Origin of the sequence: Actinoplanes solisilvae (assembly GCF_003999975.1) — a bacterium.
GTDB lineage: Bacteria > Actinomycetota > Actinomycetes > Mycobacteriales > Micromonosporaceae > Actinoplanes > Actinoplanes solisilvae.
This window is the reverse complement of the sequence record NZ_RJAC01000015.1, coordinates 19,017-43,671: the sequence shown is the minus strand read 5'-3', so window position 1 is coordinate 43,671 and position 24,655 is coordinate 19,017. Positions and strand designations below refer to the sequence as shown.

Annotated in this window: 23 protein-coding genes; 14 read left to right on the top strand and 9 right to left on the bottom strand. The window is 70.0% G+C overall.

Annotated elements, in window-relative coordinates:
- Position 1: 1 nt before the first annotated feature.
- From EER30_RS30385 to EER30_RS30370, 4 genes are read left to right on the top strand one after another with little or no spacing between them, the layout of a single operon-like run.
- Positions 2-1,144 carry a Clp protease N-terminal domain-containing protein gene (locus EER30_RS30385; RefSeq protein WP_127504077.1) on the top strand — a complete coding sequence of 381 codons (1,143 nt, stop codon included), beginning with the start codon at positions 2-4 and terminating at the stop codon, positions 1,142-1,144.
- A 25-nt stretch (positions 1,145-1,169) separates the two neighbouring features.
- Positions 1,170-2,207: a hypothetical protein gene (locus EER30_RS30380; protein WP_164842527.1), complete on the top strand. Its 1,038-nt coding sequence runs from the start codon at positions 1,170-1,172 to the stop codon at positions 2,205-2,207.
- Positions 2,180-3,994 (top strand): polymorphic toxin-type HINT domain-containing protein, encoded by a 1,815-nt coding sequence (locus EER30_RS30375; RefSeq protein ID WP_489884462.1) that lies wholly within the window; start codon positions 2,180-2,182, stop codon positions 3,992-3,994. Before EER30_RS30380 ends, EER30_RS30375 begins: the two co-directional genes overlap by 28 nt.
- On the top strand, positions 3,991-4,407 hold the full coding sequence (locus tag EER30_RS30370; RefSeq protein ID WP_240670396.1) for a hypothetical protein: 417 nt from the start codon (positions 3,991-3,993) through the stop codon (positions 4,405-4,407). Before EER30_RS30375 ends, EER30_RS30370 begins: the two co-directional genes overlap by 4 nt.
- A 105-nt stretch (positions 4,408-4,512) precedes the next feature.
- Here the strand turns inward: EER30_RS30370 and EER30_RS30365 are convergent, their stop codons facing one another.
- The 4 genes from EER30_RS30365 to EER30_RS30350 all read right to left on the bottom strand — a co-directional run bounded on the left by EER30_RS30365 (position 4,513) and on the right by EER30_RS30350 (position 8,470).
- Entirely contained in the window at positions 4,513-5,427 is a 915-nt protein-coding gene (locus tag EER30_RS30365) for a threonine/serine dehydratase (protein ID WP_127504074.1), read from the bottom strand.
- Between the two features lie 9 nt (positions 5,428-5,436).
- A complete protein-coding gene (locus EER30_RS30360) occupies positions 5,437-6,495 on the bottom strand; it encodes a type I glyceraldehyde-3-phosphate dehydrogenase (protein ID WP_127504073.1) in 1,059 nt (352 codons plus the stop codon).
- A gap of 315 nt (positions 6,496-6,810) precedes the next feature.
- The gene (locus EER30_RS30355) at positions 6,811-7,242 is read right to left on the bottom strand and encodes a MarR family winged helix-turn-helix transcriptional regulator (RefSeq protein ID WP_127504072.1); all 432 of its coding nucleotides are present in this window, start codon (positions 7,240-7,242) and stop codon (positions 6,811-6,813) included.
- Positions 7,243-7,246: 4 nt separating this feature from the next.
- Positions 7,247-8,470: an MFS transporter gene (locus tag EER30_RS30350; protein ID WP_127504071.1), complete on the bottom strand. Its 1,224-nt coding sequence runs from the start codon at positions 8,468-8,470 to the stop codon at positions 7,247-7,249.
- A 66-nt stretch (positions 8,471-8,536) separates the two neighbouring features.
- Between EER30_RS30350 and EER30_RS30345 the strand changes: the two genes are divergently transcribed.
- From EER30_RS30345 to EER30_RS30335, 3 genes are all read left to right on the top strand, one after another.
- Positions 8,537-9,430: a LysR family transcriptional regulator gene (locus tag EER30_RS30345; protein ID WP_127504070.1), complete on the top strand. Its 894-nt coding sequence runs from the start codon at positions 8,537-8,539 to the stop codon at positions 9,428-9,430.
- A gap of 74 nt (positions 9,431-9,504) precedes the next feature.
- Entirely contained in the window at positions 9,505-10,623 is a 1,119-nt protein-coding gene (locus tag EER30_RS30340) for a hypothetical protein (protein WP_127504069.1), read from the top strand.
- Between the two features lie 47 nt (positions 10,624-10,670).
- Positions 10,671-11,273, top strand: a complete 603-nt coding sequence (locus EER30_RS30335) for a M15 family metallopeptidase (protein ID WP_127504068.1) — start codon at positions 10,671-10,673, stop codon at positions 11,271-11,273.
- On the opposite strand, the gene EER30_RS30330 is transcribed toward EER30_RS30335, so the two are convergent.
- A complete protein-coding gene (locus EER30_RS30330; RefSeq protein ID WP_127504067.1) occupies positions 11,274-12,071 on the bottom strand; it encodes a class I SAM-dependent methyltransferase in 798 nt (265 codons plus the stop codon).
- A gap of 112 nt (positions 12,072-12,183) precedes the next feature.
- Here EER30_RS30330 and EER30_RS30325 point away from each other — a divergent pair, with 112 nt between their 5' ends.
- Together EER30_RS30325 and EER30_RS30320 are read left to right on the top strand one after the other, a co-directional pair.
- Positions 12,184-13,206, top strand: coding sequence for an aspartate-semialdehyde dehydrogenase (locus tag EER30_RS30325; RefSeq protein ID WP_127504066.1), 1,023 nt, complete (start codon positions 12,184-12,186; stop codon positions 13,204-13,206).
- 141 nt (positions 13,207-13,347) lie between these two features.
- Positions 13,348-13,554 carry a hypothetical protein gene (locus EER30_RS30320; RefSeq protein WP_127504065.1) on the top strand — a complete coding sequence of 69 codons (207 nt, stop codon included), beginning with the start codon at positions 13,348-13,350 and terminating at the stop codon, positions 13,552-13,554.
- A gap of 72 nt (positions 13,555-13,626) precedes the next feature.
- Here EER30_RS30320 and EER30_RS30315 read toward each other — a convergent pair whose 3' ends face one another.
- A complete protein-coding gene (locus EER30_RS30315) occupies positions 13,627-14,199 on the bottom strand; it encodes a hypothetical protein (protein ID WP_127504064.1) in 573 nt (190 codons plus the stop codon).
- 15 nt (positions 14,200-14,214) lie between these two features.
- On the bottom strand, positions 14,215-15,342 hold the full coding sequence (locus EER30_RS30310) for a hypothetical protein (RefSeq protein ID WP_127504063.1): 1,128 nt from the start codon (positions 15,340-15,342) through the stop codon (positions 14,215-14,217).
- Positions 15,343-15,512: 170 nt separating this feature from the next.
- Between EER30_RS30310 and EER30_RS30305 the strand changes: the two genes are divergently transcribed.
- On the top strand, positions 15,513-16,934 hold the full coding sequence (locus tag EER30_RS30305; protein WP_127504062.1) for an RNB domain-containing ribonuclease: 1,422 nt from the start codon (positions 15,513-15,515) through the stop codon (positions 16,932-16,934).
- Between the two features lie 41 nt (positions 16,935-16,975).
- On the opposite strand, the gene panB is transcribed toward EER30_RS30305, so the two are convergent.
- Positions 16,976-17,806 (bottom strand): 3-methyl-2-oxobutanoate hydroxymethyltransferase, encoded by an 831-nt coding sequence (panB, locus tag EER30_RS30300; protein ID WP_127504061.1) that lies wholly within the window; start codon positions 17,804-17,806, stop codon positions 16,976-16,978.
- Positions 17,807-18,020: 214 nt separating this feature from the next.
- Here panB and EER30_RS30295 point away from each other — a divergent pair, with 214 nt between their 5' ends.
- Together EER30_RS30295 and EER30_RS30290 are read left to right on the top strand one after the other, a co-directional pair.
- Complete coding sequence (locus EER30_RS30295) at positions 18,021-19,373, top strand: glutamine synthetase family protein (RefSeq protein ID WP_127504060.1); 1,353 nt, start codon at positions 18,021-18,023, stop codon at positions 19,371-19,373.
- Between the two features lie 59 nt (positions 19,374-19,432).
- Positions 19,433-19,858: a DUF350 domain-containing protein gene (locus EER30_RS30290; RefSeq protein WP_127504059.1), complete on the top strand. Its 426-nt coding sequence runs from the start codon at positions 19,433-19,435 to the stop codon at positions 19,856-19,858.
- A gap of 150 nt (positions 19,859-20,008) precedes the next feature.
- Here EER30_RS30290 and EER30_RS30285 read toward each other — a convergent pair whose 3' ends face one another.
- On the bottom strand, positions 20,009-20,833 hold the full coding sequence (locus tag EER30_RS30285; protein WP_127504058.1) for an EamA family transporter: 825 nt from the start codon (positions 20,831-20,833) through the stop codon (positions 20,009-20,011).
- Here EER30_RS30285 and EER30_RS30280 point away from each other — a divergent pair.
- Together EER30_RS30280 and EER30_RS30275 are read left to right on the top strand one after the other, a co-directional pair.
- Positions 20,832-21,641, top strand: coding sequence for a type 1 glutamine amidotransferase (locus EER30_RS30280; RefSeq protein WP_205650497.1), 810 nt, complete (start codon positions 20,832-20,834; stop codon positions 21,639-21,641). The two genes, EER30_RS30285 and EER30_RS30280, sit on opposite strands and share 2 nt — an antisense overlap.
- A 2-nt stretch (positions 21,642-21,643) precedes the next feature.
- Positions 21,644-24,637 carry a bifunctional [glutamine synthetase] adenylyltransferase/[glutamine synthetase]-adenylyl-L-tyrosine phosphorylase gene (locus EER30_RS30275; protein ID WP_127504056.1) on the top strand — a complete coding sequence of 998 codons (2,994 nt, stop codon included), beginning with the start codon at positions 21,644-21,646 and terminating at the stop codon, positions 24,635-24,637.
- Positions 24,638-24,655: the final 18 nt, after the last annotated feature.

Here is a 24,655-nt window from a genome sequence, read left to right as displayed (position 1 = left end):
TGTGACAGCACAGGTCAGCAACGGCACCTGGTCGCTGCTCCGAGAGGCGTGCTTGGTCGCCGCCGAGCAACAGCAAGGGGCGATCGAGACCGATCTGATGCTGATCGGCTTGGCGAACTGTCTTCCCGTGTTCCGCGACATCCTGGGTCCTACGCCTGGAAACGTGTGGGACCCGGGTGTTCGGCCGCCGTGGACTCCCAGCCGCGTCGGCCTCCCGCCCGAGGCCGAGCTCGCGGTGTCGCGTGCGCTGCGAGAGACGCACTGGAAGCAGTTCGGCTGGGCGCAGGCGGGCGCCCCGGCATGGTCCGAGGAAGCCGTCGAGACGGTGCGTTACGCGATGGCGCTCGCCGTCGCGCGGGACGCGCCCTGGATGGGTCTCGATCACCTGTTGGAGGCACTTCTCGCCGACCCGGCCACCGCGGCCAGCCATTACGCGCGGCGCTGGGGCGTGGATCTCGACGCGCTGACCGAGATCGCCGAGCGCATCTGGCCCACCCCCGGCGGTCAGCCGCCGCGCCGCGCTTTGGTGCGCTCGCTGAGCCAGGTCGGCGTGCTGACCGCCGACGGCGAGGACGAGGAGAGACGGTCGGCGCCACGGAAGCAGCGGCTGTGGGCCGGTGCCGCGAAGCTGGTCATGCAGACGGGGCCCGCACTCGGCTATCTCGAGTACGAGGCCACGGCGGAGGCGGTCCGTTCGGGGCACGACCGTGCGACTCCGGCCCATCTGCTCTCGGCCGTCATCCTCTTCGAGGAGGAACTTGCCGCGAGCGACCTGAGCCCCAGAAGCGAGTACCGGGTTGCCTGTGACGCAGTGCTGCTTCCGCTCGGACTCGACCCGGTCGCGGCCCGATTGGCGCTGGCCGCGATGACACCGGAGGGTGACATCGCGTCGCCGGAGCGGCGGCGGAGCTGGCGCACCAACCCGAAGAATCCGCAGTGGACGGTTGCTGCGGCGCGGGCTGCCGAAGCCGCACGACACCTGCCGTTCCCCGGCACCGCGCACCCGGCGGGCAGCGCCCACCTGCTGTACGCCGTTCTGTCCGATCCGGACGATGCGGGGTGTCGATTGTTGCGGGAGGTCTCCGTGGATCCGGCGGCCGTGCTGGGCGTTCTGGCCCACCGGCTGGGTGAGAAACCGACCTGACCAGGGGCCGAGGGGATCAGCTCCCGTGGATGCATCAAACGGGGACGCCATGGGCGGCGAGCTCCACTTCCGACCCGGTGTGGCCGGCCGCCGGCACTGTGGTCAAGGCCGTCGCGGCGACGACTGCCAAGCTGGCCGTCGATCCGCAGCTCAGGGCGACCGTGGTCGATCGGGCCGCGGTTCCGTCGAGCTGGCGGGCCGGTGTGGTCGCCAAGGTGACCGCGAGGAGCGCGGTCAAGGCTTCGGTCACGCTCGACTACGCGAAGTTCATGGGAGCCGGAGTGGTCGGTGCCGGGCCCAGCACCGCACGGTCTTCGACCGGGCCGGACGAGCCACCGACACGATCTATCTGTCGGACGACGGCGTCACCAACATCGTCGAGAAGTGGCGGACCACCACCAAGTACGAGGGTGACCGCACGACCGTCATCCCACCGACCGGTGGGACCGTCAGCACCACGCTGACCGACACGCAGGGCCGCACCGCGGAGCTGCGGCAGTACACCACCGCCGCGGGGGAGACCGGGGCGTACAACAGCACGAAGTACACCTACAACGACAAGAGCGCGCTGACCAAGGTCGAGGACACGGCGGGCGACGTCTGGACCTACAAGTACGACCTGCTGGGCCGCAAGACCGGGCTGTACGACACCAGCGTCAGCGACGCCAACAAACGCGCCGACTTCACCCACGACACCCTCTACACCGGCAGTATGGTCCGCGGGCAGCTGACCGAGAGCACCCGCTACGACCTCGCGGCGGACGGCACCCGGCAGCCGTACAAGTGGCAGGCCCGAAGCTTCACCGCGCGGAACCAGATCTCCGGCGAGCACTACATCATCCCGGGCCGCCGAGACCGGACTCGCCGGCACGTACATCTACGGGCATGGCTACTCGTCGTACTCCGGGACGCCGACCAGCATCACCTACCCGGTCGGCGGCGGCCTCACCAGCGAGACCGTGACCACGAAGTTCGACCAGACCACCGGCCTGCCGACGTCGCTCGGCTCATCAGGGCGGCAAGGTCACCACCAGCCTGTACGACCCCAGCGGCAGCCGCCTGATCCGGCGCGACAGCACCGGCAGCACCCTCTACCTGCAAGGTCAGGAAGTCCGCCGCAACGTCAACGGCAGCACGGTCACGTTCGACAGCACCCGCTACTACTCGTTCAACGGCGCCACCGTGGCGTCGCGCACGACCGCCAACCGCAGCCTGACCTGGTTGTTCTCCGACCACCAGGGCACCCAGCAGGTCGCGGTCAACGCCTACACCCAACAGGTCAACATCCGGCGCCAGACCCCGTACGGGGAAACGCGCGGAACAAACGCGGCCTGGCCCAACGGCAAGGGCTTCGTCGGCGGTGACATCGACCCGACCGGGCTGATCCACGTCGGCGCCCGCGAGTACGACCCCACGCTGGGCCGCTTCATCTCGGTCGACCCCATCCAGGACCTGACCGATCCCCAGCAGTGGAACGCGTACACCTACACGGGCAACGACCCGATCAACCAGAGCGACCCGACCGGCCTGCGCACGGACGACCAGTACTACGGCCCGGTCGGCGCGGCCAAGATCGAGAACAACGCGGCCCAGGAAGCCGACCGGATCGGCCACGCCAAGAGGAGCGGGGACTACTCGGCGGTTCCGTACGCCAAGCCCGGCTACTCCCCGCCGAAGGCGGGCGGCGACCACAAGCCGAAGCCGAAGAAGCAGCCCTGGTACAAGCGCGCCACCGACTGGGTCAGCGAGAACCAGAACCAGCTGTGGGGTGCGGCGGTCGGCATCGCGGCCTACGCGGGTTGCACAGCCCTGACCGGAGGCACGGGCGTCATCGGTTGTCTGGCGGTAGGCGGAGCAGCCGCCAACCTGACAACCAACATCCTCGACGGCAACATTCACAGCGCCGGCGACGTAGCCGAGTCCCTGATCGTCGGCGGCGTTCAGGGAGCTCTGTCGATCCCCTTGGCCGCGGTGGACATGGTCAGCCAGACCGGCGCCGCGGTTGACGCGTTGGCCGATGGCGACTACGCCGGAGCGCTGGGCCACGGCGCACTGGCCGCTCTCGACGCAACCGCGGTGGTCGGCGGCCCCAAGGCCATGGGCGGCAAGGGTAAGCCTCTGACGAACAGCAGGGGACGAACGCCCAAGAAATGTAGCTTCACCCCGTCCACCCTTGTCCTGCTTGCGAACGGTGCCGCTAAGCCGATCAGTGAGATCCAAGTCGGCGACAAGGTGCTTGCGACCGATCTTGATACGGATACAACCGAGGCCAAAACTGTTGAGGTTCTGTTCGACAACCTCGATACGAACTTGGTCGACTTGGTTGTATCGGTCGACGGCCATCAATCGATCGTTCATACTACAGCGAATCATCCGTTCTGGGATGAGACGGCGCAGGCTTGGATCAACGCTGGTGACCTCTCGTCCGGACACCAGCTCTTGACCCCTGATGGGGTGAGCGCTGTTGCTGTGGCCGTCCGCCGCTTTTTCGGCGCCCGGCGCATGCTCAACCTGACTGTGGCCGACTTCCACACATATTATGTGATCGCCGACGCCACTCCAGTTCTGGTTCACAACTGCGATTTCGGACCGGGTGAAGCCGATATTCATTACGACAAGCATGCGCTGGGTCTCGACGATGCGGGGCAGCCGACGCGTAAGGCCGACATGGCTGAGTATAGCGTTTGCCCGGCCGGCGCTCAGGAGACCGTTCGAACCCTCGACGGCCAAAGTACTGTGATCCGGCTGGACAGTAAGGGCAGGGTTGGTATGCGTGTCGGAGATCGAATTACGACATACTTCAGGCCGGACAACCCGCGGGGGTTCTTTGATCAGCAGGCGAATCGATGAAATCCGATTTCATCGAGTCCTTTTCGCAGGTGGTGCGTAATAGTGGTCGGTGGAGAAACTACGCTCCGGCGGATCTTGTGGCCCAATGGACTGAACTCGTTGCCAAGTGTGTGATCGGATTCCCTGGCAATGCCGAGGATTACTTCAACGATTTGACGGCGCGGAGTGACCTTGAGGGGGCAATGAGTTCTCCGGAGTTGGCGGACTACCCAGAGATGTTGGCGGTCGTGAAGTCCGTTTCTGTGGCCGACGCGGAATTTCGGAAGATCTTGAAACCGGACGCATTCCCGAAATTTCCGGAAAACCAATGGTGGAACCGTGGGATAGTTCGTTTCGCGGGGCCCCGCTTGGTTGATGAACTGAAACAGTTCTATGGCGTAGAGATCGACGTCGTCTCGGAAGGCGAGGCCTAGTAGCGATCGTCCTGTTCTAGATGCCCCGTCGACCGTGGGTTGGCGGGGCATCGTCGTCTGCTGGAGAATGTCACTCTTCTTCGTCGAAGCGGCACCCAACGCTGATTAAGCCAGATCAGCAAGGCTCGTGTTGGCGCCGCAGAGGAGGATGACGACTCGTTCGCCGCGGGCAGGCTCGTAGGCGCCTCTGATGATGGCTGCGTACGCAGCGGCGGTTCCGTGTTCGACTGCCAGGCGGTAGTCGTCCCACAGGTGGCGGCGGGCGTCGATGATGGCGTTGTCGTCGACCAGCAACGATGGGGTGCCGGCGGCGGTGGCCATGTCGAAGGCGATCTGGCCGGCCCGGCGGGCGCCCAGCGAATCCGCGGCCACGCCTGACACCGGGACGTCGATCGGGGCTCCCGCGCGCAGCGCCTCGTGCAGGGCCGCCGACGTGGCCGGCTCGACCGCGACGACCTTGACGGCCGGGTGCAGGGCGGCGATCACGCCGGCGATCAGGCCGCCGCCGCCGACCGCCACCAGCACCGTGTCGAAGCCTGACGGGATCTGGTCGAGCAGTTCCAGGCCCAGGGTGCCGTTGCCGGCGACCATGTGCGGGTCGTCGTAGGCGTGGCAGAACAGGGCGCCCGACGACCGTGAGCTTTCGACGGCGGCCGCGTAGGCCTCGGCGTACTCGTTGCCGACCTGGACCACGCGGGCGCCGAGTTTGCCCAGCTTGGCCACCTTGACCGGGGGAGCGGTCACCGGGACGAAGACCTCAGCCGGGATGCCCAGCTCGCGGGCGGCGTAGGCGGCCGCGAGGCCCGCGTTTCCGCCCGACGCCGCGACGATGCCGGCGGCCGGGACCGACGGGGCGGCCAGGATCTGGTTGAACATGCCGCGGGTCTTGAACGAGCCGGCGTGCTGGGTCTGCTCGAGCTTGAACCACAGGTTCTCGCCGGCCCGCAGGACCGGTGTCGTGCGAACCCGGCCGGAAAGGCGTCGCGCCGCTGCCCGTACGTCGTCGGTGGAAACAGTCACCCGTGAACTTTAGGCGATGCTCCAGCTCAGGCGTCTCGACGTCACGGGCGTGCGTTCACCCACGAGTCGCGCTAGGTCGAGTAATCGGTTCGAGAAGCCCCACTCGTTGTCGAACCAGCCGCGCACCTTCACGCCCCCGTCGGCCGTTGTCTGGGTGCCCGACGGGTCGAACAGGCACGACGCCGGGTTGTTCTTCACGTCGATCGAGACGGTGGGGTCGGGGTCGTAGGCCAGCACCCGCCGCAGCGGACCGGCCGCGGCCTCGGCCATCGCCCGGTTGACCTCCTCGACGCTCACCGGGCGGTTGGTGTATCCGGAGAGCTCGGCCAGCGAGCCGACCGGCGTGGGCACGCAGTAGTAGCTGTAGCGCATCTCGCCGATCTCGGGCAGCACCACCCGTACGAGGTCGCCGACTACGTAGTTGTGCGGGATGATGCTGTCGCCGCCGGCCCGGCCCAGCCGCGGGTCCTCGCGGGACGTGCCGACCAGCGAATCCTGTGGTTTCTGCCAGCCCTGGGTGGCCAGCACGACCGATGTGTTCACGCCGTGCAGGCCGAAGCGATCGAGCAGGACCTTCGCCATCACGCAGAGCGCGTTCACGCCGCAGGAGCCGGGGGAGACGACGTCGTGCCGCGCGGGTTCGTACGTCGAGTGGTTGGCCCCGAGCACGAGGAAGGCGTCGGGGTCGTCGGCCGAGGCGCTGATCACGACCTTGCGGGCGCCACCGTGCGTGATGTGGGTGCGGGCCAGCGTGCCGGCCCGGAAACGCCCGGTCGCCTCGATGACGACGTCCACGCCGGCGTCCGCCCACGGAATGCGTTCCGGCCGTTCATGGTGGAACGCGCGGATTGCATGGTCATTCACGACCAGGTGATCGGCGCGGGCGGTGACGGTGCCGGGAAATGCGCCGCGAATGCTGTCCCGGCGCAGCCCATAGGCCATTTTCTCGGTCGAGGCAAGGTCGTTCACGGCAGCAATGGATATTCCCGGATCCTGCGTGGCGGCGACTATCCGCGCGATGCTGCGGCCGATCCGCCCGAATCCGTTGATGCCGATCGTGACACTCATGGAAGGCTCCTCGGCCGGTTTGCTGGTGCTGTCGCGCGTGACGTGGGGACCCCGAGCACCCCGCGTTATGCCTCCGACACTATGAGTCGTGCAACTTGCACGTCAACGCGCGGCGTGTCACACGAAGTGGATGATCCACCTCGGACGGCCGCGGTCATCATCGTTGTCATGGGCACCGACCTGCCCTTCTTCGGCGAATGGGCGACCCGGCCCTCTGCGCCTTTCGGATGAGCGTTGCGTATTTCGGCCAGTCGATGCAATTCGAGTACCGAGAATTTCGAACCGGACATGACCATCACGGTATTCCGGAATCGATCAGTGAGCGGCCGCAATCACCCGTGTGAGTGCCGTGTGCAACGACTCCAGTTCCTCGATGGGCATCCCCAATCGGGCGACGATCGCGGGCGGGATCTTCTCGGCCTCCGACCGCAGAGCGCGACCGCGCTCCGTGAGCGTCAGGGCGAGGCTGCGCTCGTCGGACGGGTCGCGCTGCCGGTCGACGTACCCGATGGTCTCGAGTCTCTTGAGCAGGGGGGACAGGGTGCCCGGGTCGAGCTGGAGCAGGCGGCTGAGGTCGCGCACCGAGAGCGGCTCGTGCTGCCACAGGGCGAGCATCACCAGGTATTGCGGGTGTGTCAGGCCCATCGGCTCGAGTAGCGGACGGTAGAGGCTCACCACGCTGCGCGACGCCACCGAGAGGGCGAAGCACACCTGGCGCTCCAGTTCGAGCGGGTCGGCATCGTTCACATCTTCAGCGTAGCGATTCGTTGGTGTCCCAACGATCGGCCAGGGCGATGCCGCCGAGAAGGGCCAGCAGGATGATCGAGAACCCGACCGTCGAGGTGGTCGAGGCCAGGTATCGCGTGGCGACACCCAGGCCCAGCACCGGCACGACCAGGCCGAGATAGCCGATGAAGAACAGGCCGGCCAGGCTTTCGCCGCGCTGGTGCGGTGGGGCGCCGGCCGCGACCGTGCCGATGGCCCACTTCAGCAGGATGCCGGCGCCGGCGCCCGCGATCGCACCACCGATCAGGAAGAGCGGCAGCGACGCGGCCACCATGCCCGCGGCGACGACGATCAGGCCGGCCGCCTGCGCGATCAGGCCGGTGAGGAACTGGACGCGCGGCGTCCGGCGTCCGCTGACGATCTGGGCGCCCGCCGCCGCGCCGAAGACCACGAACACGGTGAACCCGGCGAGCAGGCGGCTGGGGTGGTGCAGGGTGCCGGCCACGAAGCTGGGCGCCAGCGACGCGAACAGGCCGAACACGGCGAACGCGGCGAACGAGGCCAGGGCGGCGACGGCGACCAGCAGCCGGTTCGTCCCGGCGATGCGCACGCGCTGAGGCCGGAAGCGGCCCCGCCCGGCCACTGTCTCCGGAGCGGCGACGACCGCCCCCGCGCTGAGGGCCAGCAAGATCAGAAACACGAGGTACGGCGTACGCAGGGGAGCGGTCACGAATTGCGCGAGAGCGCCCGCGACCAGCGTGCCGGTGCCGAGCCCGCCCAGGTTGGCCGCGGTCGACACGATCTCGAAGCGGGTCCCGTCGGCGTCCGGGCGGTGCGCCCTGTGCAGTTCCAGCAGGTAGGCGGTGGCGGTGGCGACGAACAGGCCGACGCCGAGCCCGGAAAGGAACCGGGCGACGAGCAGGCCGGGCAGGGTTGTCCAGGTGAGGAAGAGCACGGCCGCGGCGAACTCGAGGCCGAGGCCCGCGAGCAGCACGCGCCGCCGCCCGATCTGGTCGGAGAGGTGCCCGGCGAGCAGCAGGCTGGTGACGACGCCGACGGCGTAGACCGCGAACACGACAGTGACGATCAGCGCGGAGAAGCCGTCCGCGCGCTGGTAGAGCGGGTAGAGCGGGGTCGGCACGGTCGAGAAGGCGAGGGCGACGAGGAAGGCGGCGGCGATCAGCCAGAAGCCCCGGCCATGGTGGGTGGAACCCTGGCCGGAGGCTCGGTTCGTGGTCGAGACGGTCATTCGTCGACGATGCGCCGGACAATCATCTTCACCAACGATGATTGATGCTGGCTAGAATCATTTTTCGTGCTCGAACTCCGCCACTTCGAATACTTCGTCGCCGTCGCCGAGGAGCGCAGCTTCACTCGCGCGGCGGCCCGCCTGCACGTCGTGCAGTCCGGCGTCTCCGCCGTGATCAAGTCGATGGAGCGGGAGCTGGGCGCCCGCCTGCTCGACCGTACGTCGAAGCGGGTCGAGCTGACCGACGCGGGCGAGGCGCTGCTGCCCCGGGCGAGAGGCGCGATCGACGCCGTGCGGGAGGCCCGCGACGCGGTCGACGAGGTGCGCGGCGGCCTGCGGGGCACGATCCGTATCGGCACGCTGACGTCCGTCGGCCTGATCGACATCCCGGCCCTGCTCGGCGAGTTCCACCGGGCCCACCCGCACGTCACGCTGCGGCTGTCCGTCTCGCCGCGCGGTTCCGTCGGCCTGCTGGAATCCCTGGCCGACGGCACGTCCGACCTGGCGATCGTGTCGGTGCCGGGGCGTCCGCCGGCCGGTATCCACGTACGGCACGTCGCGTCCCGCCGGCTCGAGCTGGTGCTGCCCGCCGATCACCGGCTGGCCGGCGCGGCCGAGGTGCGGGTGGCCGACCTGGCCGGGGAGCGGTTCGTCGACTTCCCGGCCGGCTACGGCAACCGGATGGTCGTCGACAAGGCGTTCGCCGAGGCGGGGGTGCAACGGCAGGTGGTCATCGAGGTCACCAACATCGCCAGCGGCGCGAGCTACGTACGCGAGGGCCTCGGGGTGGCGATCCTGCCGCCGTCCATCGCGGCCGACGACGACCGTACGGAATTGGTCGTCAAAGACATCGCCGACGCCGAGCTCGACTGGCCCGTCGGGGTCGCCGTGCCCGCCCTGCGCAGGCCCAGCGCCGCGACCCGGGCCCTTCTCGCCCTCATTGACGGGAAGGTCGGTTAGACCGAAACACCCCCATGATTGCCTTTCGTCCGTAAAGCTGCCAGGAGAGGAGCAGGCGGCCGAGAGGAGGAACGATGGCGGAGCAACAACCGGCCGAGCCGGTGCTGCGGTTCCGGCGGTTCGCGCTGGCGGTCTGCGTGATCGGCGTGCTCGTCCAACTCGGGCTGACCGCGTACTACCTCGGCATGGGGCACAAGGCGCAGCCGCACGACGTACCCGTGGGCCTGGTGTCGCCGGCCGCCGAGCGCGCCGCGGTGGCCGGCCTGCTGACCGAACGGGGCTACTTCAAGGTCACCGACTACGCGACGGCCGACGACCTCGAGATCGCGATCAAGAGACGAGACGTGTACGGCGGGGTCGACATCACGGGTGCCCAGCCGCACCTCTACGTCGCGTCGGCCGCCGGACCGGCCGCGGCCAACCTGTTGCGCACCACGTTCACCACCGTCGTGCAGCAACAGACCGCGTCCACGCTCGCGGCGCTCAAGAGCATCAGCATCGCGCAGGCCCGCGCCCTCAACACGCCACCGCCGATCACCGACGTGGTGCCGCTGCCCGACGACGACGTCAACGGCGTCTCGCTCGGCTTCCTCACCCAGGCGCTCGCGCTCGGCGGCACGATCGCCTCGATGGGGCTCGGCCGCCTCATCCCGCGCACCCGCCGCTCGTGGCGCCGCGGCATCGCGCACGTCAGCACCCTCGCCGTCTACGCCGTCGCCTCGGCCGCCGTCGTCCTGTGGTCGATGGGCTGGTTCGGCGTGGGTGTCACGGCCGACCGCGGCGAGATGCTGGCCATCTTCTCGCTGATCTCGCTGGCTATCACCGCCTCGACGGCCGGGGCGGTGGCCCTCTTCGGCGCACCGGGCGCGGTGGTCGGCGCGCTCTACTTCACCCTCGGCACGGTGATCTCGGGCGCGAGCATCCTGCCCGAGTTCCTGCCCGACTTCGGCCGGGTGCTCGGCGCCAACCTGCCCACCGGCGCCGGGGTGCAGGCCGTACGGGACAACCTGTACTTCCCGGCGGCCGCGATCGACGGGCATCTGACCGTGCTCGCCCTCTACGCCGGCATCGGAGCCCTGGTCGTGCTCGTCACCAACATGCTCCCCAACCGCCGCAACCGCACCTCGGAGGTCGACCTCGATCTCGAGCACCGCCTCGAAGGCTCCGAACGGCGGGAACCCGTCCAACTCTGATCTGGGGCCGGCCCTCAGGTTTCCGCGCGGGTGCCGAACAGGAGTTCGTGGGGATCGAGAGAGTGGGCTCGCGGATCGCGGACATTCAGAGCCGCATGATCGCGATGCAGACGCAGCAGACCGCCAAGAACGTGCAGGCCCAGTCGGCCAAGCCGGCGTCCGGTGCCGAGGGCGGCACGTTCGCGAGCTACCTGGAGGACGCTGTCGCCACGTCGCCGGCGACGAACAAGTCGTACACGCTGAACAGCAAGGGCATCCCGACCGACCTGGCCGCCTACGGCAATGGGCGGATCCCGGCGAGCGCCCTCGAACAGGTCGGCGGCACCCGCCACAAGTTGTGGGCGCCGGCCGCCCAGTCGCTCAACCAGATGATCAACGACGCCAAGAAGGAAGGCGTGCACATCGGCATCACCGACTCCTACCGGCCGTACACCGAGCAGGTCGACCTCGCCCGGCGCAAGGGCCTCTACTCGCAGGGCGGGCTGGCGGCCAAGCCCGGCACCAGCGAGCACGGCTGGGGCATGGCCACCGACCTCGACCTCAACGCCAAGGCGCTGTCGTGGATGAAGCAGAACGGCGAGAAGTATGGATTTGAGATGAATGTGCCGCGGGAGAACTGGCACTGGGCGTACAAGCCGAAGTCTTTGTAGTCAAACCGTCGCGACGATCTCGCCGTGCAGAAGCGAGATCCAGCCGTCGGGGTCGGCCGCCCAGCGGCGCCAGCCCTCGGCCAGGCGACCGAGATCGTCGCGGGTCGCGGCACCGGTGCGCACCGCGGTGGCGGCCATCTGCGACTCGAGCACGCGGTCGGCCCACATGCCGCCCCACCAGTCGCGATCGGCCTGTGTCGCGAAACACCAGGTGCTCGACGTCGCCTCCACGTCGGTGAGGCCGGCCGCGTGCGCCCAGGCCAGCAGGCGCCGGCCCGCGTCGGGCTCACCGCCGTTGGATCGAGCGACCCGCTGATAGAGGGCCATCCACTCGTCGAGCTCGGGCAACCGCGGATACCAGGCGAAGGCCGCGTAGTCGCTGTCCCGTACGGCGATCTGACCGCCGGGCTTCGTCACCCGGCGCATCTCACGCAGCGCGGCCACCGGGTCGCCGAGATGCTGCAGCACCTGGTGGGCGTGCACGACGTCGAACGTGTCGTCGGCGAAGTCGAGCTTGTGCACGTCACCGACCACGAAGTCGACGTTGGTCAGCCCGCGCCGGGCGATCTCGGCCCGCGCGAGACTCAGCGCCTCCTCGGTGACCTCCAGCGCGGTGACCCTCGCGGGAGTGACGAGCCGGGCCAGGTCGCCGGTGATCGTGCCGGGGCCGCAACCGATGTCGAGCACCGTCACGCCGGAGGAAAGACGCGGCAGGAGGTACTCGGCCGAATTCTCTGCGGTGCGCCACCGGTGCGAGCGCAAGACCGATTCATGATGACCATGCGTGTACGTCGCCATGCCCCCGACGGTAAGCCCGCTGTCCCTTCATGTGGGACATTCTTCTCACGATCTGAAACGATCGTGGTTAACCGATTTCTCGCGACGCAGATCAAGCCGTACTTTTGTCGCCATGAGGATCGGCATCGTGGGCGCGACGGGACAGGTGGGCAGCGTCATGCGGCGCATCCTGGCCGAGCGCTCCCTCCCCGTTGAGCAACTTCGTCTTTTCGCGTCCTCCCGCAGCGCGGGCCGCACCCTGCCCTGGGGCGACGGCGAGGTGACCGTCGAGGACGCGGCGACCGCCGACTACAGCGGTCTCGACATCGTCCTGTTCTCGGCGGGCAAGGCCAGCTCCAAGGAGCTGGCCCCGCGCGTGGCCGCCGCCGGGGCCGTGGTCATCGACAACTCGTCCGCCTGGCGCATGAACCCCGAGGTTCCGCTGGTGGTCAGCGAGGTCAACCCCGACGCCGCCCGCAACCGGCCCAAGGGCATCATCGCCAACCCCAACTGCACCACCATGGCCGCCATGCCGGTGCTGCGACCGCTGCACGACGAGGCCGGGCTGCTCGCCATGGTCGCCACCACCTACCAGGCCGTCTCCGGTGCCGGGCTGGCCGGCGTCAGTGAGCTCGACGAGCAGGTCAAGAAGGTCATCGACCGGGCCACCGAGCTCACCCACGACGGCTCGGCCGTCGAGTTCCCGGCGCCCCGCTCGTTCGCCAAGCCGATCGCCTTCAACGTGCTGCCGCTGGCCGGCTCGATCGTCGACGACGGCCGCGACGAGACCGACGAGGAGCAGAAGCTTCGCAACGAGAGCCGCAAGATTCTCGACCTGCCGTCGCTGCTGGTCTCGGGCACCTGCGTGCGCGTCCCGGTCTTCACCGGACACTCGCTGCAGATCAATGCCCGTTTCGCCCGGCCGCTGTCGCCGGCGCGGGCCCGTGAGCTGCTCGCCGCGGCGCCCGGGGTCGAGCTCGTCGACGTGCCGACCCCGCTCGACGCGGCCGGCCGTGACCCGTCCTTCGTCGGTCGCATCCGGGCCGACGAGACGGTGGAGAACGGTCTCGCGCTCTTCATCTCGAACGACAATCTGCGCAAGGGGGCGGCGCTCAACGCCGTCCAGGTGGCCGAGCTGGTGGCCGCCGAGTTGTAGCGTTTTCTGTATCTCAAAGCCGCCCCGGCCGTACGGCCGGGGCGGCTTTTTGTGATCTTGTTGTCATACTCCAATGTGGAAATCTAGGACTTTTTGCCCGAATCGGTGGCGGATGGTCGGTTTGAGGTGCAGAGTGATTGCATGAGCGACAGTGGGCCCGGCGGAGGCGGCTACTTTTTCTGCCTTCGTCACCATCGGGTCGAGACCGGCGACGACCTGTGTCCCGCCCAGTACCGGCTCGGCCCCTACGCCACGGCTGACGAAGCTTCGCGCGCCCTCGACACGGTCGAGAAGCGCAACGCCGAGTGGGAGGCCGAGGATGCCCGCTGGACCGGGGAGGCCGGCTGACGACAGCGTCGGCCTCTGAGTTCGCTTTCGATTCGTCGCGGTCTCTTCAGCGGAGACACGCCCACAGACATTTCAGCAGCCGTTCGCGCTCGCGCAGGCATTCGCAAGGAGGAACACCCTGATGGCCGCTGCCAAGAAGGCACCGAGTCCTGCCACCAGAGGGGACAAAAACCGCATTTCGCGTACGACCGGAGGGCGTCGACGGACGGCTGCGGCCTCTGAGCCGGGACCCAGCGTGACGACGGCTGCGATCGACGACTCGTCCGCGAGCACGTCCGCGACTGCGGGATCCGCGGCTACCGGGTCCGCTGTCCGTACGGCTTCCGGGTCTGCTTCCCGCGGGGCTTCCGGGGCCGCGAAGAAGACTGCCGCTCGCAAGACCGCGGGCGGGGCGAAGACCGGGGTGGCCAAGGTTCCGGCCGGCCGCGCCCGTGCCACCAAGACGGCGGCTACCAAGGCTGGGGCTATGACGACAGCGAGCAAGAAGACGGCTGCGGCGGCGGAGACCGCGACCAAGAGAACGACCAAGGCTTCCACGGCCACGACCGGGTCGAAGGCGGCCGGCTCGAAGGCGGCGGCCGGCTCGAAGGCCTCCGTCGCGTCGGCCACCAAGGCCACGGCGTCGGCGAACAAGGCGGCGGCCACCACTTCGAAGGCCGGCTACAACCGCGGTGCCACGGCGTCGGCGAACAAGGCCGCGGCCAAGACGGCCAAGGCGGGGGTCGGACGCAGCGCGACGGCGGCGGCCAACCGGGCGGCGGCCGCGGCGGCCAAGGCGGGGGCCACGTCGACGGCGGCGGCGAAGAAGGCGGCCACCAAGGCGACGGCTTCGAAGGCTACGGCGACCAAGACCGCTTCCAAGGCTGCCGGTACGAAGGCGACTGCTTCCAAGGCGGCTCCGAAGTCCGCTGCCTCGAAGTCTGCTGCGTCGAAGCCTGCTGCTTCCAAGGCCGCGGCCAAGAAGACCGCTTCGAAGGCGACCGTGGCGAAGCGGGCGACAGCAGCCAAGTCCGCGCCCGCCAAGAAGGCCGCGGTGGCCAAGAGCGCGGCGAGCAAGGCGGCCGCGAAGAAGGCGCCGGCTTCCAGGACGACGGCCAAGAAGGCGCCGGCGACCAAGGCGACGGCCAAGAAGGCGTCCGCCACCAGGGCCACGGCTTCCAAGGCGACCGCGGCGAAGAAGACATCCGCGGCTGTCGGCGCGAAGAAGACCACGACGACCAAGTCGGCGGCGGTCAAGAAGTCCACGGCCGCCAAGAAGACGACGGCCGCCAAGAAGACCACGGCCGCGAAGAAGACTGCGGCCGCCACGAAGGCCACGGCCGCGAAGCCCGCATCGGCCTCGGCGAAGAAGGCCGCGTCCGCGAAGCCGGCCACCACGAAGAAGTCCGCGCCGGCCTCGGCCAAGAAGGCCGCGACCGCCCGGCCCGCTGCCGCGAAGAGGGCGGCCAAGTCGACGGCGGCCAAGAAGACGGCCTCCGCCTCTGCCGCCAAGCCGGCGGCGGCCCGCAAGCCGGCGACGCCGCGGTCGATCGGCCGCGCCGCGGTCGAGACGGCTCCCAGCCGTCCGGCCGCCGCACCCCGCTCGGCGGTCACCAAGATCGCCGGGCTCAGCCCCGTTACCTCGCGCGGCGGCAACAAGCCCGCGGCCAGCCCGACCGCGAAGCGGAGCACCGTCAACGAGGCCGGCCCGACCCGCAACCGTGCCACCCGCACGGCCAACGCCCCGCGGACCGGCGCCACCGCCAAGAACTCGTCGACCAACGCGTCCCGAGTCTCGAAGGCGGCCACCGCGGCCGCCGCCCGCCAGGCCGCGCTGGGCAACACCCCGGCCGCGGACATGGTGGACGTCTCGGCCTCGACCCGCAAGACAGCCACTCGCCGTTCCCGCTAGTCACTCCCAATCATCGAGGGCCGCGCCGTTGGCGCGGCCCTCGACGTGTTGCTGGTAGGAATGACCCGTGCCGATCAGACGGATGTGGGCCCCGCGCATCGATTTCGACTCGCTGCGGCGAGAGCTGAGCCTGCCGGGCGAGTTCCCGGCCGAGGCGCTCACCGAGGCCGAGGCGGCCGCGGCCGCCGGGCCTCCGCCCGGCGCGGCCGACCGCACCGACGTGCCGTTCGTGACGATCGACCCCGCCTCGTCGCAAGACCTCGACCAGGCGATGCACCTCAGCCGACGCCCCGGCGGGGGCTACCGGGTGCTCTACGCGATCGCCGACGTCGCCTCCTACGTACGGCCGGGTGGGCCGCTCGAGACCGAGACCTGGGTGCGCGGTCAGACGATCTACCTGCCCGACGGCCGCATCCCGCTGCACCCGGCGGTGCTCAGCGAGGGTTCCGTCAGTCTTTTCCCCGATGTGGACCGAGCGGCCGTCGTGTGGACGATCGACCTCGACGCCGACGGGGCAACGACCTCCGTGGGGCTCGAGCGGGCCGTGGTGCGCAGCCGGGCCAAGCTGAGCTACGAGGCCGTGCAGCAACAGGTCGACGCGGGCACCCCGCCCGAACCCCTCGCGCTGCTGCCCGAGCTGGGTGCGCTGCTCGCCGCGCGGGCGGCCGAGCGGGGCGCGGTCAACCTGCCGCTGCCCGAGCAGGAGGTCGAGCCCGACAACGGCGGCTGGCGTCTCGTGCTGCGGGCGCCGCTCGCGATCGAGGAGCACAACGCGCAGATCTCGCTGCTCACCGGCATGGCCGCGGCCGAACTGATGCTGGGCGCCGGGGTCGGGTTGCTGCGCACCATGCCACCGCCGAAACCCGAGGCGGTCGCGAAACTGCAGGCCGCCGCGAAGTCCCTGGGCGTTCTCTGGCCGGCCGGCTCCCAGGTCGGCGCGGTGGTGGCCTCGGTCGACCCGGCGAGCCCGCGCGGCGCCGCCTTCCTCGACCAGGCGGCCGACCTGCTGCGCGGCGCGGCCTACACGCCGTTCGACGGCACCCCGCCCGAGCAGACCGGCCACGGCGGCGTCGGCGCCCCCTACGCACACGTCACGGCCCCCTTGCGCCGGCTGGCCGACCGCTACGCGACCGAGGTCTGCCTGGCCGTCGCGGCGGGCGAGGCGATCCCCGAGTGGGCCCGGGCCGCCCTGCCCCGGCTCCCGAAGGCGATGTCCGAGTCCGACCGCCTGGCCGGCTCGGCCGACCGCGCGGCGATCGACCTGGCCGAGGCCGTCCTGCTGCACGGCCGCGTGGGCGAACTCTTCGACGCCGGCGTCGTCGACCTCGACAATCCGTCCAAGGGCCGCCCGCCCCAGGGCACCGTCGCGATCGACGAGCCGGCCGTCCGCGCCCGCTGCCTGGGTACCCTCCCACTCGGCGCCCGCATCCAGGCCCGCCTGACCGTCGCCGACCCCGAGACTCGTAAGGTCCAGTTCGAGCACCCCTGAGTCGCCGACGATCCGTCACGTATCGGTCGGGCCCGGCGTACCTAAAAGGTGTGTTCCGACGCCGGGAACTCGCCGCCACGGACTTCGGCGGCGAACTGGCGGGTGGCTTCGGAGAGGGCGCCGGCCAGGTCGGCGTACTGCTTCACGAAGCGGGGCATGCGGCCCGTGCGCAGGCCGGCCATGTCTTGCCAGACCAGCACCTGGGCGTCGGTGTCGGGACCCGCGCCGATGCCGACCGTCGGGATCTCGAGCTCTTTGGTGACGGTCTTGGCTACCTCGCCGGGAACCATCTCCAGGACCACGGCGAACGCGCCCGCCTCGGCGACGGCGCGAGCGTCGGCCAGCACTTCAGCGCCCTCGTTGTCGCGGCCCTGCACACGGTAGCCGCCGAGGGTGTGCTCGCTCTGCGGGGTGAAGCCGACGTGGCCCATGACCGGGATGCCGGCGCCGGTGAGGGCTTCGATCTGGGGGGCGACGCGGCGGCCGCCCTCGAGCTTGACCGCGTGGGCGCCCGACTCTTTCATGAAGCGGACGGCGGTGCGCAGGGCCTGGGTGGGGCCCTCCTCGTAGCTGCCGAACGGCAGGTCGGCCACGATCAGCGCGGTCTTGGTGGCCCGGACCACGGCGCGGACCAGGGGCAACAGTTCGTCAACGGTGATCGGCAGGGTGCTCTCGTGGCCGAAGACGTTGTTGGCGGCCGAGTCGCCGACCAGCAGAACCGGTACGCCGTTCTGGTCGAAGATCGAGGCCGTGTATTGGTCGTAGGAGGTCAGCATGGGCCAGCGGTCGCCGCGGCTCTTGGCGGCCAGCAGGTCGCGGGTGCGCACCCGTCGTGTGGGTGGGCCACCGTACAGGGTGGGGATCTCTGACATGGCGTTTCTCCTTCCCTCGAGGCCGCTGGGGCGCGGTCCCCGGGTACGGGAAAATCGTCCCACCCGGGGTGGCGTGCCGGTCAGGGGTGAGTGGAGGTTGTCACAGGCGTTTTATCCCTACCCGGGACATCGGCAGGGCGCCGGGCCAGCGTAATGTCGGCGTAACCGAACGGGGTAAGACTGGCTCGTCAGGGCATCACTACAAGGGGTGGACGTGGACCGACAGCAGGAGTTCGTGCTTCGCACTCTCGAGGAGCGCGACATCCGTTTTGTCCGTCTCTGGTTCACCGATGTGCTCGGCACCCTGAAGAGTGTGTCGGTCGCCCCGGCCGAGCTGGAGTCGGCGTTCGAAGAGGGCATCGGCATCGACGGCTCGGCGATCGAGGGCTTCGCCCGGGTCTTCGAGTCCGACATGGTCGCCATGCCCGACCCGACGACGTTCCAGGTCTTCCCGTTCGAGGGCGGCGCCAGCGGCGAGAGCGCCCGCATGTTCTGCGACATCCTGCTGCCCGACGGTAGCGCCGCCTGGGCCGACCCGCGCCACGTGCTGCGCCGCGCCCTGGCCAAGGCGGCTGAGAAGGGCTTCACCTTCTACACCCACCCCGAGGTCGAGTTCTTCCTGGTGCAAGACGGGCCTCTTGATGGGTCGATCCCGATCCCGGTCGACACGGGCGGCTACTTCGACCACACCACCCACGCCGTGGCCCGCGACTTCCGCCGTCAGGCCGTCCTCGCGCTCGAGCGCATCGGCATCTCGGTCGAGTTCAGCCACCACGAGGTCGCGCCCGGCCAGCAAGAGATCGACCTGCGCTACGCCGACGCGCTGACCACGGCGGACAACATCATGACCTTCCGTCACGTGGTCAAAGAGGTCGCGCTGACCCAGGGCGTGCGGTCGACGTTCATGCCGAAGCCGTTCACCGACCAGCCCGGCAGCGGCATGCACACCCACCTGTCGCTGTTCGAGGGCGAGCGCAACGCGTTCTACGACGGCGACGACCCCATGAAGCTGTCCAAGACCGCGCGGGCGTTCATCGCCGGTCTACTCGTGCACGCGCGGGAATACACCGCCGTCACAAACCAGTACGTGAACTCGTACAAGCGGCTCTTCCCGTTGCAGCTGCCCAACACGATCACCGAGTCGCCCGCGTTCGTGAGCTGGGGTCACCTCAACCGCTCGGCCCTCGTGCGTGTGCCGGCCTTCGGCAAGCCCAACTCGGCCCGCGTCGAGGTCCGCTCGATCGACTCGGCGACCAACCCCTACCTGGCCTTCGCCGTCATGCTCGGCGCCGGTCTGAAGGGCATCGAGGAGGGCTACGAGCTGCCGCCGGGCGCCGAAGACGACGTGTGGTCGCTCTCGCCCGCCGAGCGCAAGGCGGCCGGTTACGACGCGCTTCCGGAAAACCTCTCCGAGGCGATCGACGTGATGAGCAAGTCCGAGCTGGTCGCCGAAGTGCTCGGCGAGCACGTGTTCGACTTCTTCCTGCGCAACAAGCGGGCCGAGTGGGAGCAGTACCGGCACGAGGTGACGCCCTACGAAAGGCAGCGTTACCTGGGCGCGCTGTAACCACATGTAGATCCTTTCTTGTACGGTCACTCCTGACGTCGCGCGACAAGGGAGTGGCCGTGCTTCAAGATCTGCTCGAGGGTGCTGGGCGCAGCATCGTCTTCGGAATCGTCGGCATCGGATTGATGGCCGTCGGCTATGTGCTCATCGACCTGCTCACACCGGGAAAACTGCGCGACCTGATCTGGATCGAACGCAACCCGAACGCGTCGCTGCTGCTGGCCTCCAACCAGCTCGGCATCGCCGCGATCGTGTTCACCGCGATCTTCACGAGCTTCGACTCGTTCGGCCAGGGGCTGGCGTCGACGGTCATCTTCGGGCTCATCGGCATCGCCATCATGGGCCTGGCGTTCCTGGTCCTCGACTGGATGACCCCGGGCAAACTCGGCGAGGTCATCTGCACCCCGGAACGCCACGGCGGCGCATGGGTCAGCTCGGCCTCGCACTTCGGCGCCGCCCTCATCGTGTGTGCCTGCATCTCTTAAAGATCAAGAGCTGGATGTCGTAGCGGGGTAGTGGGTGACGGACCGTCGCTCACGCCGAGGGCCGTGGCGGGGTGAGCAGGGCGCTGGCGCGCCCAGAACGCCCACCCCACCACGGCGACCTGCGTGCGTGGTCGCGCCCGGAACCCGTTGCTACCGGAGCCGGGCGGTCACCCCGGCGCTCGCCAGCGTCACCAGCGCCAGCGCGACCAGTTGGGCCGTCCCCAGACGCTGACCCAGTACGATCAGGCCGGCTATCGCGGCGGCGGCCGGGTTCAGGCTCGCGAGGACGCCGAAGACCCGGGTCGGAATTCGGCGCAGCGCCAGCAGCTCCAGGACGTACGGGAAAACGGTCTGCAGCAGGGCCACCGAAGCCGCGCCGATCAAGAGGGCCGGGCGCTCGATCACGGCGCTCGCCCCGGTGACGCCGAACGGGAAGGCGACCAGGGCCGCGACCGTCAGCGAGACGGGCAGCCCGCCCACGCCCGGCACCAGGTTGCCGATCCGCGCGGTGAGCACGATGTAGCCCGCCCCGCACACCCCGGCCAGCGCGGCCAGCAGCAGCCCGCCCGGCGGCAGGGACGCGCCCGGATTCCACCACAGCAGCGCGACCCCGGCCCCGGCCAGCAACGCCCAGAGCAGGTCGAGCAGCCGCCGCGTCTGCACGAGCGACACGGTGAGCGGACCGAGGAACGACACGGTGACGACCACGCCGAGCGGAATCGTGCGCATCGCCAGCGCGGTCAACAGGTTCAGTCCGGCCACCGACACTCCGAGCATCGCCGCCGCCCGCCACGCCGCCCGCGACCATTCCCGCAGCCGGGGGCGGGTCACCACGGCCAGCACCAGCGCGGCGAGCGAGACGCGCAGCAGCACCACCCCGGTCGCGCCGAGGTCGTCGAAGAGCGTGCGCCCGACGGCCGAGCCGAACTGGATGGACGCGACGGAGACCAACACCAGGAGGGGCGCACCGGACATGCGGTGCAGGGTAAAGCGACGGGATAACCTCGTGGGCGTGGCGACTGCACTTGTCATCGAGAACGATCCGACCGACGACCCCCGGCGGCTGGGGGACTGGCTGACCGAGGCCGGGCTGGAACTGACCGTGCTGCGGCCGCACGCCGGCGACGAGCTGCCCGAGAACCTCGACGGCTACCTCGCGCTCGTCGTGATGGGCGGCGACCAGAACGCGTACGCCGACCCCGACGGGGTGCCGGGTGCGCCCTGGTTCCCGGCGCTGGAGGGGTTGCTGCGCAAGGCCGTGCGCCACCGCGTGCCGACCCTCGCCGTCTGCCTCGGCGCGCAGTTGCTGGCCGGCGCGCACGGCGGGCTCGTCGAGCGCGGCACGAGCGGGCCCGAGATCGGCCCGGGGCTGGTCGGCAAGCGCGACAAGGCCGACCGCGACCCACTGTTCAAATGGGTCCCGCTGCTGCCCGACGTCATCCAGTGGCACCGCGACGAGATCACCGAGCTGCCGCTCACCGCAGTTCTGCTCGCCGCGTCCAGCCGCTACCCGCATCAGGCCTTCCGGCTCGGCGACCGGGCCTGGGGTCTGCAGTTCCACATCGAGTGCGACGCCGACATGATCGAGCGGTGGGCCGCCGACGACCGGGCCACGCTGGACGAGCTCGGCTACGACCCCGAGGCCGTCGTCTACGCCACCACCGAGGTGCTGGCCGACGTCGAAGAGGTGTGGCAGCCGTTCGCCGCCCGCTTCGCCTCGCTCGCCCTCGGCACCCTGCCCGACTCCGACATCCCCCGCACCCTCCCGCTGCTGGGGCACTGACGGTGACCAGGCCCAGCCGGCTCGCCCGCTACGGCTTCGCCGACAACGGCGCCCGCGCGTCCGACCTGCTCGGGCCGACCGGCCTGCGGTTGTGGGACGCCGAGTCGCAGGCCCCGAACAATCCCGACGCCGCCGAGCTGCTCACGTCGCTGTCGCGCGCGGCCGACCCCAATCTGGCCTTGCGCCAGCTTCACCGGCTGGTCGAGGCGGCCGCGCGGGCCGCCGCGCGTGGCAACGGCGGGCGGGTCACCGGGCCGGGCGGCGAGATCCCGGCCAACGAGGCATCCGAAGAGCTGATCGGCGCGCTGGGCGACGATCCGGGGCTGCGCCGGCGCCTCATCGCCGTGCTGGGGGCGTCGTCGGCGCTCGGTGACCACCTGGTGGCCAACGTCGATGACTGGCGCGAACTTGCCACCGGCCACACCGGGCTGCCGCCCAACGCCGAGGGGCACCTCGAGCCCGAAGAGTTCACCGTGCCCGCGTTGCGCCGGGCCTATCGCGTCGCCCTGCTGCGCATCGCCGCCGCCGATCTCACCGGGGGCCGGGGGCTCGAGCCCACGATGATCGCGTTGTCCCGGCTGGCCGACGAGACGCTCGGGGCGGCGTACGCCATCGCTGTCGCGGGTCTGCCCCAGGGAACCGCGGAGCCGAGCCTGGCTGTCGTGGCGATGGGTAAGTGCGGGGGAAACGAGCTCAACTATGTGTCCGACGTGGATGTCATCTTCGTCGCCGACAGTGATGAAGACCTGAGCACCGGCACGATCGTCGCCGCCCGCCTCATCGAGATCTGCGGCATGGTCGCCTGGCCGGTCGACGCCGCGCTGCGGCCCGAGGGCAGCCGTGGCCCGCTGGTCCGCACCCTCGCCAGCCACCAGGCCTACTATCGCCGCTGGGCGCGCACCTGGGAGTTCCAGGCGCTGCTCAAGGCCCGTCCGGCCGCCGGCGACCTGGCGCTGGGCCGGCGCTGGATCGACGACCTGGCTCCGCTGGTGTGGCACGCGGCCGAGCGACCCGAGGCGGTCCCCGACGTCCGCGACATGCGCCGCAAGATCATCGCGAACGTGCCGTCCCACGAGGTCGATCGCGAGATCAAGCGCGGTCCCGGCGGGCTGCGCGACATCGAGTTCGCCGTGCAGCTGCTGCAGCTCGTGCACGGCCGGGTCGACGAGACGCTGCGCCAGCCCGGCACCATCCCGGCGCTGCGGGCACTGGTCACGGGCGGCTACGTGGGCCGCGACGACGGCGAGACGCTGCTGCGGGGCTACCGGTTCCTGCGCGGCGTCGAGCACCGGCTCCAGCTTCAACAGCTCCGGCGTACGCACACCGTGCCCGACGACCCCGGCGGAGTGCGCTGGCTGGCCGCCGCGCTCGGCTACACGGCCATGCCCGGCCGCGACGCGGTCGAAGCGTTCCGCTCCGACTGGGTGGGTCACGCCGCCCAGGTGCGCCGCCTGCACGTCAAGCTGCTCTACCAACCGCTGCTCGAGGCCGTGGCCCGGGTGCCGGCCGAGGCGCTGCGCATGACCCCCGAGTCGGCCGGGCGCCGTCTCGAGGTGCTCGGCTTCGCCGACCCGTCGGGCGCGCTGCGCCACCTGCAGGCCCTCACCGGCGGCGTCACCCGCACCTCGGCGATCCAGCGCACCCTGCTGCCGATGCTGCTGCAGGAGTTCGCCGACGCGCCCGAACCCGATCGTGGCCTGCTCAACTATCGCCACGTGTCCGACAAGCTCGGCAGCACACCGTGGTACCTGCGACTGCTGCGTGACGGCGGCCCGGTCGCCCGCCGGCTGGCTCGCGTGCTCAGCCTCTCCCGCTACGCCACCGACCTGCTGACCCGCGACCCCGAGGCGCTGCGCCTGCTGGCCGACGACGCCGAACTGCAGCCCCGCTCGCGCGAGTCGCTGATCGACGGCTTCGCGGCCGCCGCCGACCGCTACGCCGACGACCCCGTGAAGGCGATCGCGGCCGTCCGCGCCCGCCGCCGCCGCGAGCTGTTCCGCCTCGCCTGCGCCGACGTGCTCAGCGAGGCCGGCGAGCTGGCCCCGGCCCAGCCGGTCGACGTCAATGCGATCGGCATCGCCCTGTCCGACGTCACCGACGCGACCCTGAACGCCGCCCTCACCGTGGCCCGCCGCGTGCACCGGCACGACGGCCTGCGCTTCGCGATCATCGGCATGGGACGGCTCGGCGGCTACGAGATGAGCTACCCGTCCGACGCCGACGTGCTGTTCGTCTACGGCGGTCCCGACAGTTCCGACCTCAGCGCGGCCGCCCGCTCGGTCGCCGAGGAGTTGCGCCGCGCTCTGACCGCCCCCGCGCCCGACCCCGAACTGGGCATCGACGCCGACCTGCGCCCCGAGGGGCGGCAGGGCCCGCTGGTACGCAGCCTCGCCGCGTACCAGCAGTACTACGCCCGCTGGTCACGCGTCTGGGAGGCGCAGGCCCTGCTACGGGCCCGGTTCGTCTGCGGCGACGAAGACCTGGGCCGCGATTTCGAGCGGATGGCCGACAAGATCCGCTATCCCGAGGGCGGCCTGACCCGCGAGCAGGTCGTCGAGATCCGGCGCATCAAGGCCCGCGTCGAGGTGGAGCGCCTGCCCCGAAACGCCGACCCGCAGACCCACACCAAGCTGGGGCGGGGCGGGCTGTCCGACGTGGAGTGGGCCATCCAGCTGCTGCAACTGCGGCACGCGTACGCCGTACCGTCGCTGCGCCGCACCCGCACGCTGGCCGCCCTGGACGCCGCGGTCGAAGCATCACTGGTGGACAAGGCCGACGCCGACGCGATGACAGCCGGCTGGACCCTGGCCGCCGAGGTGCGCAACGCGCTGACCCTGGTGCGCGGCCGCCCGACCGATCAACTGCCCCGCCACGGCGTCGAACTCGCGGGGACCGTCCAGATTCTCGGCGGCGGCGACCCGGGCGAGTTCGTCGACCGCTACCTGCGTCTGACCCGCCGTTCCCGCGCGGCGATGGAACGGGTTCTGGAGTCGTAACTTTGGGTACATACGCGC

Excerpts from the sequence above, each read along its gene's own strand:
- EER30_RS30360 (WP_127504073.1), bottom strand. The coding sequence starts at position 6,495 with ATGAGTGTCACGATCGGCATCAACGGATTCGGGCGGATCGGCCGCAGC.
- EER30_RS30350 (WP_127504071.1), bottom strand. The coding sequence starts at position 8,470 with ATGACCGTCTCGACCACGAACCGAGCCTCCGGCCAGGGTTCCACCCAC.
- panB (WP_127504061.1), bottom strand. The coding sequence starts at position 17,806 with ATGTCAGAGATCCCCACCCTGTACGGTGGCCCACCCACACGACGGGTG.
- EER30_RS30340 (WP_127504069.1), top strand. The coding sequence starts at position 9,505 with ATGGCGGAGCAACAACCGGCCGAGCCGGTGCTGCGGTTCCGGCGGTTC.
- EER30_RS30330 (WP_127504067.1), bottom strand. The coding sequence starts at position 12,071 with ATGGCGACGTACACGCATGGTCATCATGAATCGGTCTTGCGCTCGCAC.
- EER30_RS30280 (WP_205650497.1), top strand. The coding sequence starts at position 20,832 with ATGCGGTGCAGGGTAAAGCGACGGGATAACCTCGTGGGCGTGGCGACT.
- EER30_RS30285 (WP_127504058.1), bottom strand. The coding sequence starts at position 20,833 with ATGTCCGGTGCGCCCCTCCTGGTGTTGGTCTCCGTCGCGTCCATCCAG.
- EER30_RS30325 (WP_127504066.1), top strand. The coding sequence starts at position 12,184 with ATGAGGATCGGCATCGTGGGCGCGACGGGACAGGTGGGCAGCGTCATG.
- EER30_RS30320 (WP_127504065.1), top strand. The coding sequence starts at position 13,348 with ATGAGCGACAGTGGGCCCGGCGGAGGCGGCTACTTTTTCTGCCTTCGT.
- EER30_RS30370 (WP_240670396.1), top strand. The coding sequence starts at position 3,991 with ATGAAATCCGATTTCATCGAGTCCTTTTCGCAGGTGGTGCGTAATAGT.